Source organism: Phaeobacter piscinae, from assembly GCF_002407245.1.
Lineage (GTDB): Bacteria > Pseudomonadota > Alphaproteobacteria > Rhodobacterales > Rhodobacteraceae > Phaeobacter > Phaeobacter piscinae.
Map to the genome: position 1 here is coordinate 3,591,315 of NZ_CP010681.1, position 15,867 is coordinate 3,607,181.

The 15,867-nt window shown below is 60.3% G+C and carries 13 protein-coding genes; 7 read left to right on the forward strand and 6 right to left on the reverse strand.

Going from position 1 to position 15,867, the window contains the following annotated elements; all coding sequences use genetic code 11:
• Window positions 1-30: 30 nt before the first annotated feature.
• From phaeop14_RS17085 to phaeop14_RS17095, 3 genes are all read right to left on the reverse strand, one after another.
• Window positions 31-1,086, reverse strand: coding sequence for a transporter substrate-binding domain-containing protein (locus tag phaeop14_RS17085; RefSeq protein ID WP_040179111.1), 1,056 nt, complete (start codon window positions 1,084-1,086; stop codon window positions 31-33).
• Between the two features lie 75 nt (window positions 1,087-1,161).
• On the reverse strand, window positions 1,162-2,193 hold the full coding sequence (locus phaeop14_RS17090) for a Hint domain-containing protein (RefSeq protein ID WP_244905787.1): 1,032 nt from the start codon (window positions 2,191-2,193) through the stop codon (window positions 1,162-1,164).
• Window positions 2,194-2,293: 100 nt separating this feature from the next.
• Entirely contained in the window at window positions 2,294-3,868 is a 1,575-nt protein-coding gene (locus tag phaeop14_RS17095) for a Hint domain-containing protein (protein WP_096790181.1), read from the reverse strand.
• Between the two features lie 433 nt (window positions 3,869-4,301).
• Here phaeop14_RS17095 and dapE point away from each other — a divergent pair, with 433 nt between their 5' ends.
• A complete protein-coding gene (gene dapE, locus phaeop14_RS17100) occupies window positions 4,302-5,459 on the forward strand; it encodes a succinyl-diaminopimelate desuccinylase (RefSeq protein ID WP_040179115.1) in 1,158 nt (385 codons plus the stop codon).
• 103 nt (window positions 5,460-5,562) lie between these two features.
• A complete protein-coding gene (gene rnr, locus phaeop14_RS17105; RefSeq protein WP_096790182.1) occupies window positions 5,563-7,833 on the forward strand; it encodes a ribonuclease R in 2,271 nt (756 codons plus the stop codon).
• A 20-nt stretch (window positions 7,834-7,853) separates the two neighbouring features.
• Here the strand turns inward: rnr and phaeop14_RS17110 are convergent, their stop codons facing one another.
• Window positions 7,854-8,300 carry a DUF1801 domain-containing protein gene (locus phaeop14_RS17110; protein WP_040174920.1) on the reverse strand — a complete coding sequence of 149 codons (447 nt, stop codon included), beginning with the start codon at window positions 8,298-8,300 and terminating at the stop codon, window positions 7,854-7,856.
• Between the two features lie 88 nt (window positions 8,301-8,388).
• Between phaeop14_RS17110 and phaeop14_RS17115 the strand changes: the two genes are divergently transcribed.
• The gene (locus tag phaeop14_RS17115; RefSeq protein ID WP_096790351.1) at window positions 8,389-9,123 is read left to right on the forward strand and encodes a helix-turn-helix transcriptional regulator; all 735 of its coding nucleotides are present in this window, start codon (window positions 8,389-8,391) and stop codon (window positions 9,121-9,123) included.
• A 110-nt stretch (window positions 9,124-9,233) separates the two neighbouring features.
• Window positions 9,234-10,628 carry a lytic murein transglycosylase gene (locus tag phaeop14_RS17120; protein ID WP_096790183.1) on the forward strand — a complete coding sequence of 465 codons (1,395 nt, stop codon included), beginning with the start codon at window positions 9,234-9,236 and terminating at the stop codon, window positions 10,626-10,628.
• 5 nt (window positions 10,629-10,633) lie between these two features.
• On the opposite strand, the gene ubiB is transcribed toward phaeop14_RS17120, so the two are convergent.
• Both ubiB and ubiE read right to left on the reverse strand, forming a co-directional pair.
• Complete coding sequence (gene ubiB, locus phaeop14_RS17125) at window positions 10,634-12,169, reverse strand: 2-polyprenylphenol 6-hydroxylase (protein WP_040174916.1); 1,536 nt, start codon at window positions 12,167-12,169, stop codon at window positions 10,634-10,636.
• A gap of 3 nt (window positions 12,170-12,172) precedes the next feature.
• Window positions 12,173-12,925 (reverse strand): bifunctional demethylmenaquinone methyltransferase/2-methoxy-6-polyprenyl-1,4-benzoquinol methylase UbiE, encoded by a 753-nt coding sequence (ubiE, locus tag phaeop14_RS17130; RefSeq protein WP_024099010.1) that lies wholly within the window; start codon window positions 12,923-12,925, stop codon window positions 12,173-12,175.
• Between the two features lie 105 nt (window positions 12,926-13,030).
• On the opposite strand from ubiE, the gene mutM reads away from it, so the two are divergent.
• The 3 genes from mutM to rpsT all read left to right on the forward strand — a co-directional run bounded on the left by mutM (window position 13,031) and on the right by rpsT (window position 15,274).
• On the forward strand, window positions 13,031-13,882 hold the full coding sequence (gene mutM / locus phaeop14_RS17135) for a bifunctional DNA-formamidopyrimidine glycosylase/DNA-(apurinic or apyrimidinic site) lyase (RefSeq protein WP_096790184.1): 852 nt from the start codon (window positions 13,031-13,033) through the stop codon (window positions 13,880-13,882).
• Window positions 13,883-13,946: 64 nt separating this feature from the next.
• On the forward strand, window positions 13,947-14,723 hold the full coding sequence (locus phaeop14_RS17140) for an enoyl-CoA hydratase (RefSeq protein WP_096790185.1): 777 nt from the start codon (window positions 13,947-13,949) through the stop codon (window positions 14,721-14,723).
• Window positions 14,724-15,010: 287 nt separating this feature from the next.
• Entirely contained in the window at window positions 15,011-15,274 is a 264-nt protein-coding gene (rpsT, locus tag phaeop14_RS17145) for a 30S ribosomal protein S20 (protein WP_040174909.1), read from the forward strand.
• The last annotated feature ends 593 nt before the right edge of the window (window positions 15,275-15,867 follow it).

The window sequence follows — 15,867 nt, forward strand, 5'->3', positions numbered from 1 at the left end:
CTTGATGCAGGCCGCCCTGGTCACGTGTGGTCAGGGCGCCTTGCCAAACCACTTACGGTAGATGTCGCCATATTCGCCGTTTTCGCGCAGGGCCAGCAGGGCGCGGTTGATCTCTTCCAGATGTGGTGAGCCGTCCGGCAGCAACAAGCCATAGTCCTCGCGCAGGAACACCTGACCAACCGCGCGCCCATGCAGGCGACCGTTGTCTTCCATATAGTGATCCAGTACGGGGGCATCGAACACCACAACCCGTGTATTGCCGCTTTCAAAATCGCTCAGCAGTGAGGCCAGATCCGAGAACCCGCGATAGCTGATATCGCGCCGCTCGAGGAAGCGGGCGGCTGTGGACTCAGCGAGGGTGCCGACGTCTTTGTCATAGAGGTCATTGACAGAGTTGATCGATCCGCTGATCGCCTCAACCGTCATAACGGCGGTGATCTTGGCAACGAAGAGAGACACCACGAACAATGAGGACACGACAAGAATCACGCCAAAGATCCGCCCGATCGGCGTGCGCGGGACCCGCTCCTCAAACCCGCCGTTGACGACGAGGTTCAATGCCCACCAGAACGACGGGAACCAGGCCTCTTTCAGAGGGCGGTCGAAATAGGGTTGTGCGCGCCGTTCCAGCCCCCACATCAGCATGCCTCCCCCCATCAGCAAGACGACCGCAATTGCGATCGCAATCATCAGATCAGCGGAGAACAGCACCCGGATCAGCGAGGGTGAACGCACATCAGCCGCCGCCACCATGATCCGCAGACCACTCTCAAAGATGGGGTGGCTGAAATCCATATCGGTTTCGCGCGCTGCGGTGATGGAGATATTGGCCGCCGCCATATCCACCTCACCCGTGCGCACCATTTCCAGCATCTCGCCAAAGGTATCGGCGCGGATCAGCTGATAATCCCACCCCAACCGGTCAGTCAGGCTGCGCACCAGATCAATGGAAAACCCGGTCTCACGGTCCCCTTCCATCATCGAAAATGGAGGCCGCGTTACGGTGCTGACGGTCAGGGTCTCGGCAGTCGCCGCCAGCCCCCACAACAGGTAGATCAGGACAAAAGGAGCAAAGAAGCGGCGCAACGGAACGATAGAACCCCATGAGACATCATTCGTTTTGTCCTTAGAATGTCCCAAAGCCTCAGGCAAGTGTCGCAGTCAGGCGATGCGCCGTTCTGCCAAAACTGCGGCATCAAAGCTGCGCAATAATGGGGCTGGATCCATGGCATGTTCGGGGAGTGTATTGCGATCCAGATGGGACAGCGCGCTGGCCTCATAGGCGCTGCGCTTTCTTCGCAGGCGACCCAAATACAGGCTTTCGACGGCCGTGCCCGCTGCGATGAAGCGCTGATGACGTGGCAGTATCAGTTGGGTCAGTTCAATCAATGGGCAAGGACCGTCAGGTCTGCTGTGCAGCGCAACCGTCGTTGGTGCGGCCACCGCAGTTCCCTGAAGCATCTCCGCTGTCAGGCGAACATCCGGGCGACCAAAGAGGTAATCCACATCCGTGCCGGAAATCACCAACCGCTGCTGTGGCGCCAGCAAAAGATCCTCAGTCAGCCCAAAGAATGGCGCCCTCAGACGCATGGGGGCATCGTGACCGGTGGCTGGGACGCGGCGGTCGATGCGATGCAGAACAGGCACGGCATCGCCCTCGGGTGTCAGCACCAGATCTCCGCGCCGCAGCTGTCCCAGCGATGTCTCTCCATCGGGGGTGGCAATCTTTGTCTCTGGTATCAGCCCGGCAAGCGGCGTTAATGGCACGATGTCGGAGTTCAGCGAAACGGCCCGCAGCCCGCAGACCTCCGCCGTGGCTGGCAGCAGCGACAGCAGTGTTTTTGCGTCCCGTACCCGCAATGGTGGAGGGGATGAAATCTCCACGGTCGCGATGTTTCCGCCCGAACCGGTCATCAGCGCCAACCGCCCCCAGCGCAAGAGGCTGTCCCAGGAATAGATCAGCCGCGCTGCATCGCTTTCGGTGCTCGGAGCGGTGCCGGCAATGATCCGGTGCTCTAGTTGGCAGCCCGGTTGGCAAAGGGTCAGCGTGATGTCACGGCCCAGATTTCGCTTCACACGCAGCAGGAGGGGCCAGTCCTCTGGATCCTTTATTGTTCGCTCCAGCAGAAGCAGATCACCGCTTGGGCGCGACTCATTCAGAGATAAATCCAGACAGAGGCTGCCCCTTGTCATCAGGGCGTCGTCGGGGCGGGCAGGACTGCAGATGTTCTGCCGCATCGCCAGTGCGACCCCCTTTCGGTCGATGCTATGTGCCGCCACCCAACTCATCAGATCAGCGCTCACCAAGCGTGGCTGAAAGCAAACGCGCCTCGTAGCTGCGCAGACTGGGGCGGGCTGCCGGGCCATAGCCCTCGCCGGTGCGGGGGTCGAGGTCCGGGAAGAGCGCTTGCAATTCCTCTAGGACACCAAGGTCAAACTGCCGACTGGTTTGCGGTCCGGGTAGGAAGCTCTCGGTCACCAAACCTTCACTGATGACCAGCTGATGATCATCGAACAGCACATGGACATAGGTGACCTCGCCACCGGGCTTACGTGTGATCGACCGGTCGTTGACCAAATCTTTGGCCGCGACCAGGACTTCATGCGCGCCAAACAGCATTTCGGCCATCCCGTTGCTCAGCAGCACGCGGTGCTGCGGCGACACCCAGAGGTCACCATGATCGCCGAGGGCACCAGCCCTGATCTGGATCGGTGCAAAACGCCCTCGCGCCTGTACCTGCCGCGAGCCGATCCAGCGCAGGGGTTGCAACCCATCGTCGCGGGTCATGACCAAATCACCGGGTTGCAGGGTTTCGACAGGGACCAGTCCCCGGTCTGTCAGCAAACGGCTGCCGGCCACAAAACAGGGAATGCTTGTTGCCTCCACATAGCCGACATCACTGTTGGTGCCATTGCTGGCCGTATAGGTGAAGGCGAAGTCTTCCACATCGCCATCACCGATTAGGGTCAAGGTGCCATTTGCATTGAGCTGGACCTGCTGGCCGGTGCCCAGCGTGATCACATCTCCGGCAACCACTGCGGTGCCGTTGATATGTGTGATGGTCAGTGCCGTTGCAGAGTTGTTGGTATCATTGGCCAGTACATTGACCACCCGCGATCCATTGGCGTCAACGCGGACAGTATCTGTTTCCGCGATCACTTCGGTCTGCGCCGAGTCGGCGGCGATCAGCAGGTTACTGTCGTAGCTGCCGTCCGACACATCGGCGATACCGATCCGTATGGTGTTTTCCACACCGGGATCGACCTGCATGGTCAGCGTCATGGTGACGGTCAGACCGTCCATTTCGGTGTTGTAATCGTCGTTGGCGTTGTCGAGGTAGATGTTGGAGTTATTGCCGGAGTTCACATTGCCCGGATCAGCGTCGCCATTGCCGATCTCCAAGTTCACCATCTGGCCATTGACCCAAACGCCGACGAAATCCTGAAACACCGAGTCTTGGTACTCAGGGTACTCCTCAGAGGCAAAGACAAACTGCATTGTCATGACGGAGCCATCGGGCACAAAGGTCACATCCAGATAGGAGGCGTCGAACGTCCGTGTGCCCGCTGCGGCATTGAAGGCCGGATCTCCATTCGGACCATTGCTGGCAGTGGTCTGATTGTTGGACTGATTGGCCTCTCCAGTGGAGTTGGTATAGGCGCTGGCTTGGCCTGTGGAGAGGATGATGCCGGTATCGGAGGGCGTCGCGCCGGGTGCGATTGTGTCACCGTCGGAATAAATCGCCGAGGCGCGGGTGTCGCCGGTGTAGCTGGCGTTTACCACCTGCACGCTGTCGCCAAAGATGGTCTCGGCCATCTGTTCCGCAGTCGCGTTGATATTATATGTCAGCTCGGATGCTGCAACCATTGCTCTGTCCCATCTCTGCACGATGAGGCACCGCATGGTCCAGGATCGTGGCACCGCTACGGCGGCTGCCAGTTGCGTCTCTCTCTCCTATAGGGAGAATGAGATAACGCTCTGCCCTGTCTGCCCTGTGGCCCCGCTGTTACGGTGGTTCCACAGCATCTGATGCTCTGCCTCGAGTCGTAATTAAGATTTCATTAACATTTCCACCGTCGGTTTGTCCGGCCCGCTTGGACGGCACGGCGGAATAACGCAGGTCTGCGCGGCATTTGCGCCACAAACTGGTTGCCGAGGCTCTCGGGTTTTCGAGCGGTGGAGCGGGCATGTGGGATCGACCCTCGTAGGTCGTGGAGATTTGCACCATGGCCCAAACCGGGGTAGCCAGTGGTCGCAGACCAGGGCCAGAGACGCACCGGCCCATATCCGGAGGACCCAAATGACGCATTCGCCACTCGACCCGCAACAGCTGACCGCCGATTTGATCCGCTGTGCCTCTGTCACGCCGCAGGAGGGCGGAGCGCTGGTCCTGCTGGACAAGGTGCTGAGTGCGGCTGGTTTCACCTGCACCCGTGTGGATCGTGGCGAGGTCAGCAACCTAATCGCCCGTTGGGGTGACAAGGGCCATCCCCGCACCATGGGCTTCAACGGCCATACCGATGTGGTGCCGGTTGGCGACACCGCCGCCTGGACCGTTGACCCTTTTGGGGCTGAGGAGAAAGACGGCTTTCTTTATGGGCGAGGGGCGACGGATATGAAATCCGGCGTTGCCGCCTTTGTAGCTGCGGCTGTCGATCTGGTGCAGACCACACCGCCTGAGGGGGCGATTCTCTTGACCATCACTGGCGACGAAGAAGGTGATGCCATCGATGGCACGACCGCGTTGCTGGACCATATGGATCGCGTGGGTGAGCAAATGGACGTCTGCCTGGTGGGAGAGCCGACCTGCCCCAATGAGATGGGGGAGATGATCAAGATCGGACGTCGTGGATCACTGTCCGCCTGGTTCACAGTCACCGGCGTGCAGGGTCATTCGGCCTATCCCCACCGCGCCAAGAACCCGCTCAATGCCATGGTGCGCCTGATGGACCGCCTTGCCAGCCACGAGTTGGATCAGGGCACGGATCATTTTGATGCCTCTACCCTTGCGGTGGTGACCATCGATACCGGCAACCCGGCGACCAATGTCATCCCGGCGCAGGCGCGGTCCACGGTCAATATCCGCTTCAACGATGCTCATTCCGGCGCGGCGCTCAGCGATTGGCTGCGCGCAGAAGCGGCGCGTGTCGCAAGCGATTTCGATGTTGATATCGGGGTTGAGATCAAAATCTCCGGCGAGAGTTTCATCACGCCGCCGGGGCCGCTGTCCGATCTTGTCAGCGCCGCAGTCGAGGCCGAGACCGGTCGCAAACCTGAACTGTCCACCACTGGCGGCACTTCTGACGCGCGGTTTGTCAAAAATCACTGCCCGGTGGTTGAAGTGGGTTTGGTTGGCAAAACGATGCATCAGGTCGATGAACGGGTCGAAATTGCCCAGATCCATCAGCTGAAGTCGATTTATGGCCGCATCCTGCGCGATTATTTCGATCAAGGCTGATCGAATATAGAAACTGATACCTGAACAGCGCGCGCCCGGGCAATGACGTCTGCGGCGTGCTTTTCACGATGACCTTGGGGGCTGGGCGTGGTAGCTCAGGCATATGACCCGTATTCCTTCCAAGGCCGAGATCCTCGACTGGATCGCAGCCCATCCGACCCATACCTCCAAACGCGACATCGCCAAAGCTTTCGGCATCAAAGGCTCCGACAGGATCGATCTGAAACGGATCCTCAAAGAGCTTGAGGCTGAAGGTCATCTGGAAAAGCGTAAAAAGACCTACCGCGACCCTGAGCGCCTGCCCCCGGTCAGCGTTCTGCAAATCAAAGCGCCGGATGGCGATGGCGATCTTTTTGCACGGCCGCTGGAATGGCATGGGGAAGGGGTCGAACCTGTCGTTCTGGTGATGCCGCGCGCATCAGACCCCGCGCTGGGCGAGGGGGACCGCATTTTGGCCCGTCTAACCGTGGTTCAGGATGCCGATTATCACTACGAGGCCCGGTTGATCCGCCGCATCGGCACCAATCCGCGCCGGGTGATCGGGATCTTCCGCAAGGGTGACGAAGGCGGGCGTATCGTGCCCATCGACAAATCCGCCTCCACGGAGTGGGACGTTGCGGAAAACGCCACCCACGGCGCGCGCGACGGCGAACTGGTTGAGGCAGAACAGGCCGGACCGAAATCGCGCCTTGGCCTGCCACGCGCCCGCGTGGTGGAGCGGCTGGGCGATCCATCGGCGCCCAAGGCGGTGTCGCTGATTGCGATTCATCAGCATGGTATCCCTGACCATTTTCCGGATGAGGTCATCGCCGAGGCTGATGCCGCCAAACCGATGGGTCTGAAGGGACGTGAAGATCTGCGGGATCTGCCGTTGGTCACCATCGACCCTGCGGATGCGCGTGATCATGACGACGCTTGCTATGCCCATGCCGATGATGATCCCAAAAACCCCGGTGGCCATGTCATCTGGGTCGCGATTGCCGATGTCGCCGCCTATGTGCAGCCGGGGTCAGCGCTGGACCGCGAGGCGCGCAAACGTGGCAATTCAAGCTATTTCCCGGATCGAGTTGTGCCGATGCTGCCGGACCGGTTGTCAGGTGACCTGTGCAGTCTGCACGAAGGGGTGCCGCGGGCCTGCATCGCGGTGCGGATGCAAATTGATGTAGATGGCAATAAAATCGCTCATCGCTTTGTGCGGGGGTTGATGCGGTCGGCGGCATCCTTGCATTACGCTGAGGTGCAAGAGGCGATGGATGGCGCGCCAACGGATCGCACAGGCCCCTTCCTGGAGCCTGTGATCAAGCCGCTCTACGCCGCCTACGCTGCGTTGGTCAAAGCCCGGGCAGAGCGCCAGCCGCTGGATCTGGACCTGCCGGAACGCAAAATCGTCCTGGATGAGAAGGGCACAGTCGTTTCGGTGAATTTCCGCGACCGTCTGGACGCGCATAAGCTGATTGAGGAATTCATGGTGCTGGCCAATGTGGCAGCCGCGGAAACCCTGATCAAGAAGCGCACGCCGTTGTTGTTCCGCGTGCATGAGGAACCGGCACCGGAGAAGCTGGAAGCGTTGCGTGAGACCGCCCGTGCCGCCGGTCTGTCGTTGGCGAAGGGGCAGGTCTTGCAGACCCGCCACCTGAATGCGCTGCTGAACGGGGCCGCCGGGACCGATGATGCGGAGCTGATCAATATCTCCACCCTGCGATCCATGCAGCAGGCCTATTATGGGCCGGAGAACTTCGGCCATTTCGGTCTGGCCCTGCGAAATTACGCACATTTCACCTCACCCATCCGCCGCTATGCCGACCTGATCGTGCATCGTGCTCTGATCACCGCTCATGGTTGGGGTGATGACGGGCTGGACAGTGCCGAGATCGAACGGCTCGAACAGACTGCCACCCATATTTCAGAGACCGAACGCCGGTCGATGATGGCCGAACGGGACACCACAGATCGCTATCTTGCCGCCTATCTGGCGGAACGGGTCGGCAATGAATTTGAGGGGCGTATCAGCGGCATTGCCCGCTTTGGCGCCTTTGTGAAACTGGATGAGACCGGGGCTGATGGTCTGGTGCCGGTGCGCTCTATCGGGCGGGAGTTTTTCCATTTCGATGCCGAGGCCGGAACCCTGATGGGCGCTGATACCGGCCTGATCATCGCCATCGGCCAGCGGGTAAAGGTGCGTCTGGCACAGGCCACTCCGGTGACCGGAGGGCTGGAACTGGAATTGCTGTCGATCGAGGACAAACCGATGCCAGCGGGCGGCGGTGGCGGGCGGCGCAGCCCGGCGGGTCGATCTGTGAAACGCAAATCCGCTAAGGCAAAGGCCAAGCGCAGCAAGATCAAGCGCAAGGTGGAACGCAAGCGCCGCAGCTGATTTGACTGCGCCTTGCAGCCCTAGTTGAACCGGTCCGGGTCCCTGCGGGCCCGGTCCGCAGCAGCCTTGGATTTGTGATAGGTCAATGCGTGGCGGATCAGCCAGCCGTGGCGCAGAGGTTCCACCTCCTCGACACGGTTGAACAGGACGCCACGGGTTCCGTCGAATCTGTCCCAAGCCGGAAAACGATTGGCAAAATTGTCGATTACCCGGCTTTGGCAGTGAACCAACAACGCAAATCGCGCCTGATTGGACCGGCCCAGACGCAGTGGGGTGCCCAGCCCGGCACGCGCCGCGACATAGGAGGGCTGCCCCCATTTCAGGGTCTCCGTGACCGGTCCGACATCCGGATCGCTTTCAGCCACATCAAAGATCAGCGCGCGCAATCGCAACAGGCCTTCCCGCGTGCCCGGTGGCGCCTGATCAAAAACGGCAGAAATTTCAGCGCTGGCAAAGGGGCGGGTCATATCAATCTGGCTCCTGGGAAGATGCGTTACCCTGTTCTAGAGGTTGCTGATGACAGAAACTGTCATCAGGGATAGAGATGATGGGGCCATGTCCCGATCTCATCGTCTTTTTCAGGTTATGCAGCTGCTGCGTCAGGGCGGTGGTCCTCACACCGCCGCTAAATTGGCGCAGGACCTTGGTATTTCTGCCCGAAGTGTTCACCGCGATATCGCTACCCTGCGTGAAATGGGAGCGATTATCGACGGCGAGGCAGGCTATGGCTTCACCCTGATTGAGGACAATGCGCTGCCGCCCATGGGGTTTCGCGACACTGAGCTGGAGGCGCTGGTTCTTGGCCTTCGTGAGGTGCAGCAGATTGGTGATCCCGAGCTGGCCGACGCCGCCGCTGAGGCCTTGCGCAAGCTGCAGGCGCGGCTGCCCAATCGTCAGGCTCATCGGCTGCGACATGCGGTCTTGTCTGCCTATCGGTTTCAGCGTCCACAACCGCCGGGGATCGCCCTGGCTGATCTGCGCCGTGCGACTTGGGATGAGGTCGAGGTACGGCTGGATTATTGCGATGCCAAGGGCGCCGTCACCCAGCGACAGGTCAAACCCCTTGGCTTGGTCTATTTTGATCGCTCCACCGTGCTGATCGCCTGGTGCGGATTGCGAGATGACGTGCGGGTATTTCGCGTTGACCGAATTGCGGGGTTTGAGGCCACAGACGTCAGTTTTCGCCCTCATCGGGTGCCAATGCTGCGGGATGCGCTGGCTCAGATGCGCGCTGACCGTGCAGCCTGCGCGCCGCAGGCCGACGTGGAGCCTGATGCGTCCGAGGGGTAGCGCGGTGTTTTTGATACGTCGGCAAGCCTCCGCACATCGGCACGCCACTGCTTTGAGCGAGGCAGGGATGGGGGTAGACTGAGGCAGAGCAGATAAAAATGAGGTGTAAGATGCAGTATGATCTTGGCGCCCGCAGGCACATAGCCCTGACAGCAGCGATGTTTGCGGCCCTTGTGGCGACCGATGCCAGCGTTGCAGCCAGTCCATTGCCCACAGCCACTGGACCGCTTGTTGAGATTGCGGCGTCACAACCGCCGCAGGTGTCCTTGCGCCCAACCGCCCGCCCGGTGACGCCATCGAGCGTGGCAGCTACCCCGTTGCGGCCACGGATACGCCCGGCGCAACAGACCCCCACACCTGAGGAGCCTCGGGCCTCCCCGGCCACGCAGCGCGCCTTTGAGGCCTGGATCGCCGCGTTCAGCGCCCGCGCCCGGGCTGAAGGACTGTCGCAGGCTACTCTGGATCGGGCGCTCGCAGGTCTGAAATTCGATACGAAGATAGTACAGCGTGATGGCAACCAATCGGAGTTCGTAACCCCGATCTGGACCTATCTGGAGCGTGCCGTGTCCGACGCGCGCATTGACAACGGACAGGCTGCCCTGCGCGAGCACGCCCAGACATTGGCCCGCATCGAAGCCAAATATGGCGTCGACAGGGAGGTCGTCGCGGCAGTCTGGGGCATGGAGAGCAACTACGGCACCTTTCGGGGGGAGCGCGATATCATCCGGTCGCTGGCGACGCTGGCCTTTGACGGCCGGCGCGCTGCGTTTTTTGAAAGCCAGCTGATCGCAGCCTTGCAGATCCTTCAGGCGGGTGACGTGACGCCAGAGGCGATGACCGGCAGCTGGGCCGGGGCCATGGGGCATACGCAGTTCATGCCGACCTCCTATTTGGCCTATGCGGTGGATTTCACCGGGGATGGCAAACGCGATATCTGGTCCGACGATCCCACTGATGCGCTGGCATCAACCGCCGCCTATCTGAAGCGTTTCGGCTGGGTCAAAGGCCAACCCTGGGGTTTGGAAGTGCGCTTGCCGACCGGGTTCAACTACGCGCTGGCGGATCGTAAAATCGCCAAATCCGCGCAGGCCTGGCGGCAGCTGGGGGTGACCCGCGCTGATGGCGGGGCCCTTCCGGATCATGGCAAGGGCGCCTTGCTGTTGCCCGCCGGTGCGCAGGGGGCTGCCTTCATTGTCTACAGAAACTTCGCCGTGATTGAGCGATATAATGCAGCGGATGCCTATGTGATTGGTGTCGGGCACCTGAGCGACCGGTTGCGTGGCGCGGGACCGATCCGCGCCAGCTGGCCGCAGGACAGCCGCCCCCTGACCTCTAAAGAACGGCGCGAGTTGCAGCAGCGGCTGACTGGCGCGGGCTATGGTACCGGCGGTGCGGACGGGCGGATCGGGCCGAAGACCCGCGCCGCCCTGCGCGCTTATCAGCTGGCCATGGGGCTGACCCCGGATGGCTATCCGTCACTTTCGGTGCTCAACCGCCTGCGCTGATGGGTCTAGCTGAAGGCGGCTGCAGCAACAGCAATCGCCATCCCCAGCCCCAGACCGCAGAGACCCGGTAGCACCCAGCCCGTCTTGCCGGACCGGCGGTTGCGGTCATCGGTGTCATGGGTCTGGGCGATCAACGCCTGTTCCACAAGCGCGGGCAGACGCGGACCAAAACGGGCCATCACCTTGGCCGTGCTCATCAAATCATTGACGATTGCCCGGGGGCCGATGGATTTCTTGATGTAATCCTCCACCACGGGGCGGGCCGAATCCCAGATGTTGATATGGGGGTCCAGTGACCGCGCCACACCTTCCACCACAACCATGGTGCGTTGCAGCAGGATCAACTCGGTCCGGGTTTCCATGCCAAAGCGCTCGGTCACCTCAAACAGGTAGTTGAGCAACCGCCCCATGGAGATATGGGTGGCATCCATGCCAAAGATCGGTTCTCCCACCGCGCGCAGGGCGCGGGCAAATTCATCGACATCGCGGTCGGCAGGCACATATCCGGCCTCAAAATGAACCTCGGCGACACGCTTGTAGTCCCGTTTGATGAAGCCAAAGAGAATCTCGGCGTAGACCCGGCGGGTGTATTCGTCGATATGCCCCATGATGCCAAAATCATAAGCGATGATATCACCATTGGCCGCGACCTTTAGGTTGCCCTGATGCATGTCCGCATGGAAATAACCATCGCGCAGGGCATGGCGCAAGAATAGCGACAGTACACGCTCCGCCAACACCCGACGGTCATGTCCGGCGGCATCCAGCGCGGCGTTGTCACCAAGCGGCAGCCCGTCGGCCCAGCCCAGTGTCATCACGCGGCGTGCGGAGTGATTCCACAGAATCTGGGGCAGCTGAAACCCGGTGTCGTCCTTGGTATTGGCGGCAAACTCGGAGGCGGCCGCACTTTCCAATCGCAGATCCAGCTCTCCTTGCACAACCCCATCGAAATGTTTGATCACGTCCATCGGCTTCAATCGCCGCGCACCGGGCGCAAAGAGGTCGGCAATGCGTGCCGCAAAGTAGAACGCGTCCACATCTTTGCGAAACGCGCGTTCGATGCCGGGGCGCAGAACCTTCACCGCAACTTCGCGTTCGTTATCGACCAGACGCGCCCGATGGACCTGCGCAATGGAGGCGGCAGCGATCGGTTCGCTGAACTCGGAATAGATCTGCTCGACCGGTTGACCCAGTTCCTGCTCAACCTGCGCCATGGCTTCCGCACGCGAAAACGGCGGTAGCTTGTCCTGTAGCACGCGCAATTGTAGCGCCAGATCATCGCCCACCACATCGGGCCGCGTCGACAGGACCTGTCCAAATTTGATGTAGGCCGGCCCCAGCGCCGTCAGCGCGCGGGTGGCCGGTGGCATATTGGGATCGCCCTTGTAGCCTAGCCATTTGAAGGGCCAGCCAAGGGTGCGGGCCAGAATGCGCAGGGGTTTTGGCGCTTCAAACGCATCCAGTACGACATTCATGGCGCCCGTGCGCTCGAATGTGGCGCCTGTGCGGATCAGGCGGATAATATTGTGGGGGCCACGCATGGTTCAGATCTTCCAGCCGGAGTGCAGCGCCGCGATGCCCAGCGACAGGTTGCGGTATTTTGCGTTGGCAAACCCGGCTTCGCGCAGCATCGATAGGAACGTGTCCTGATCCGGGAAATTACGGATCGATTCGACCAGATATTGATAGCTGTCATAGTCGTTCGCGATCATCTGACCCATGCGGGGAATGACGTTGAAGGAATAGAGGTCATAGGCCTTCTGCATTGCCGGGTTTGGCAGTTGGCTGAATTCCAGCACCATCAGCCGCCCGCCAGGTTTCAGCACCCGGTAAGCCTCATTCAGCGCTTCCTGAGGGCGGGTGACGTTCCGAATGCCAAAGGAGATGGTGTAGACGTCAAAGGTATTGTCCTTGAACGGCAGCGCCATGGCATCACCGGTGACCCAGTCCAGACTGTCGGCCATCTGCGCGGCCTCAGCCCGTTTGCGGCCCTCTTCCAGCATTGGCGCGGTCAGATCCAGTACGGTGGAATGGCCATAGCCCGCGCGCTTCAGGAATCGGAACGAGATATCGCCGGTCCCACCGGCCACATCCAGAAGGCGCTGACCGGGGCGCGGTGACAGCCAGTCCATCATCGCGTCTTTCCAGATCCTGTGGATGCCCATGCTCATGACGTCATTCATCACGTCATATTTTGACGCGACTGAGTTGAATACGCCCTGCACGCGCCCCGCCTTTTCCGACTCGGGCACGGTTTCAAACCCGAAATGGGTGGTATCTTCAGATCTCTGGGTCATGCGGCTTGCCGTTTGTTGTGTGTCGCCCCAGTTATAGGGCGCTGAGAGGGCGGTACAATGCGGCCCTTCGGCCCCATGTTGGTGCAATGTGTCAGGAGGGATGTAATGCCAGAATTGCCCGAGGTCGAGACGGTGCGCCGCGGATTGTCCCCTGCGATGGAGGGGGCGGTGATCGAAAAGGCTGCCATCAATCGACCAGATCTGCGCTGGCCCTTTCCCGAACGTATGGCCGAACGGCTGACCGGGCGCCGTGTCACCGCGCTGCGACGGCGCTCCAAATACATCCTGGCCGATCTGGACAGCGGCGAGACGCTGCTGGTGCATCTTGGCATGTCGGGGCGTATGACCGTGTCTGGTGATCCTCTGGGCCAGTTCGTTCATGATCACCCGCAGGCGCAGAAACACGACCATGTGGTGTTCGACATGGACAATGGTGCGCGCATCACCTTCAACGATCCGCGCCGCTTTGGCGCTATGGACCTGCTTGAGACGGCCACTGCGGATCAGCACAAGCTTCTGGCGGTTCTCGGGCCGGAACCGCTTGGCAACAGCTTTCACGAAGAACACCTGATCGCGGCCTTCAAGGGGCGCAATACGCCGGTGAAATCGGCGCTTCTGGATCAGGGAATCATCGCGGGTCTTGGCAATATCTATGTCTGCGAGGCGCTCTTCCGTGCGGGAATATCGCCCAAACGCAAGGCCGGGCAGATCGCCGCGCTGCGGGTTGGCGCCTTGGTTCCGATCATCAAGGACGTGCTGACGGATGCCATCAAGGCGGGTGGCTCATCACTGAAGGATTTCCGCCAAGCTGATGGAGAACTTGGATATTTCCAGCACAGCTTTGATGTCTATGGCCGCGAGGGAGAGCCCTGCCGACGGGCGGGATGCGATGGTACCATAGGTCGGATCACCCAGTCGGGGCGCTCTTCCTTCTACTGTGGCAAATGCCAAAGATAGCTTGAATGCGATGTGTCGCGTGATAATGACTCTTCCCTGAACGGAACAACCGAAAGCGACTATCATGGCCTATGAGACGATCAACGTCGAAGTGCAGGACCACGTTTGCCAAATTAAACTGAACCGGCCCGAAGCGTTGAACGCGCTCAATTCCGAGCTTTTGAGTGAGCTTTGCACTGCCCTGGAAGAGGCGGACGCCAGCGACAAGGTGCGCTGCATCATCCTGACCGGGTCGGAGAAGGCCTTCGCCGCAGGCGCCGATATCAAGGAGATGTCGGAAAAGAGCTTTACCGAAGTGTTCTCAACCAATCTGTTTGCTGGCGTGAATGACCGCGTCAGCGCGATCCGCAAGCCGATCATTGCAGCGGTGGCAGGCTACGCGCTTGGCGGCGGATGTGAGCTGGCAATGCTTTGCGATTTCATCATTGCCGCAGATACCGCCAAATTCGGCCAGCCCGAGATCAATCTTGGCGTGATTGCTGGTATCGGCGGCACCCAGCGCCTGACCCGCTTTGTCGGGAAGTCGAAATCCATGGACATGAACCTGACCGGACGCTTCATGACCGCTGAAGAGGCTGAGCGCGCAGGGCTGGTGTCTCGCGTGGTGCCCGCCAAGAAGTTGTTGGATGAAGCCACCGCAGCGGCGCATAAAATTGCCGAGAAATCCTTGCTGACAGCGATGGCAGTCAAGGAAACCGTGAATCGCAGCTATGAGCTGCCGCTGAACGAAGGGCTGCTGTTCGAACGCCGCGTTTTCCACTCGATGTTTGCCACTGAGGATCAGAAAGAGGGCATGGCCGCCTTCCTGGAAAAGCGCGAAGCTCAGTTCCGCGACAAGTAAGCCTGTTCACAGGCTGTGGCGACGCAATCTGCGGCGTCTCTTTTCGAGATATGAAACGGGCAGGCGCTGGCGTCTGCCCGTTTTCCGTTGGTACTGCGGCAGCGTGCGGGAACCGGGAAGGGCGAGCAGCTCCGACATGGCTTGCATTCCTCGGGGTTTGACGTTACTACCCGCCGCCATACATGCGCGTGCAGCCCGCTTGGCTAGAATCACACCGGTGGATCGGATCCGGGTTCGGCTGGCATTGCGCCTATTGAAAACACGAAACCAAAGTTAGGTCCTACACCATGGCAAATTCGCCTCAGGCAAAAAAGCGCGCCCGTCAGAACGAGAAACGCTTTGCTGTCAACAAAGCCCGTCGTTCGCGCATCCGTACCTTCCTGCGTAAAGCTGAAGAAGCCATCGCATCTGGCGATAAAGATGCAGCAGCAGAAGCTGTGCGCGCTGCTCAGCCTGAGCTGATGCGTGGCGTGACCAAAGGCGTTTACCACAAGAACACTGCAGCGCGGAAAATCTCCCGCCTGACCGCACGCGTCAAAGCGCTGGGTTAAAACCGGGTATTCGAGGGAGCGGCTGATTCCATCGCACCCGCGCTGAGCGCTCCCCCGACAAGCCGTAAAAATGACAAAGGCGTCGCGTTCCGCGGCGCCTTTTGCATTTTGGTCACAGCTGATGCGACCTCGGCGGGCGCAGGGGATTCTTTGCGACCAATCCCTGAGTCAACATCATAGTTTCGTTGCTGCGACCCCTTCCGAATTGCTACCACTGTTACAGCGATTCACTCGCTGGGGGGACAGGCTGCTCAAGGTATCCTTGATGGGACTCAAGGACGCTGATTGCGCTGGTACACAGGCATTTCAATGCTCCGTGCACCGCGCTCCTGCTGTGTTTCTGGATCAATCCAGACGGCAGGCCTGTTCCAATTGTGTATGTATTTGGTTCGTCTATTCGACCGTTGCAAATTTGCTTGCCGGTTGATGTTAACGCGATCCCGAACTTTGCCTTCTGCGAGGCAGTGCTGCTCCGGTTGCCGGTCAGTACACACATCCGCTGTGCGTGAACGTCGTCTGGGTTTTGAGCCAGGCTGGGGATGAAACAAGAGGCCAAATAAGGGCCGATGCTATTGGGACGCGTGAGGCGCAGA

What these genes read in the sequence shown, in the direction of transcription:
- dapE (WP_040179115.1), top strand. Translation starts at nt 4,302, where the DNA reads ATGACGCATTCGCCACTCGACCCGCAACAGCTGACCGCCGATTTGATC.
- phaeop14_RS17120 (WP_096790183.1), top strand. Translation starts at nt 9,234, where the DNA reads ATGCAGTATGATCTTGGCGCCCGCAGGCACATAGCCCTGACAGCAGCG.
- rpsT (WP_040174909.1), top strand. Translation starts at nt 15,011, where the DNA reads ATGGCAAATTCGCCTCAGGCAAAAAAGCGCGCCCGTCAGAACGAGAAA.
- phaeop14_RS17090 (WP_244905787.1), bottom strand. Translation starts at nt 2,193, where the DNA reads ATGACAAGGGGCAGCCTCTGTCTGGATTTATCTCTGAATGAGTCGCGC.
- ubiB (WP_040174916.1), bottom strand. Translation starts at nt 12,169, where the DNA reads ATGCGTGGCCCCCACAATATTATCCGCCTGATCCGCACAGGCGCCACA.
- phaeop14_RS17115 (WP_096790351.1), top strand. Translation starts at nt 8,389, where the DNA reads ATGTCCCGATCTCATCGTCTTTTTCAGGTTATGCAGCTGCTGCGTCAG.
- ubiE (WP_024099010.1), bottom strand. Translation starts at nt 12,925, where the DNA reads ATGACCCAGAGATCTGAAGATACCACCCATTTCGGGTTTGAAACCGTG.
- phaeop14_RS17095 (WP_096790181.1), bottom strand. Translation starts at nt 3,868, where the DNA reads ATGGTTGCAGCATCCGAGCTGACATATAATATCAACGCGACTGCGGAA.
- mutM (WP_096790184.1), top strand. Translation starts at nt 13,031, where the DNA reads ATGCCAGAATTGCCCGAGGTCGAGACGGTGCGCCGCGGATTGTCCCCT.
- phaeop14_RS17140 (WP_096790185.1), top strand. Translation starts at nt 13,947, where the DNA reads ATGGCCTATGAGACGATCAACGTCGAAGTGCAGGACCACGTTTGCCAA.
- rnr (WP_096790182.1), top strand. Translation starts at nt 5,563, where the DNA reads ATGACCCGTATTCCTTCCAAGGCCGAGATCCTCGACTGGATCGCAGCC.
- phaeop14_RS17110 (WP_040174920.1), bottom strand. Translation starts at nt 8,300, where the DNA reads ATGACCCGCCCCTTTGCCAGCGCTGAAATTTCTGCCGTTTTTGATCAG.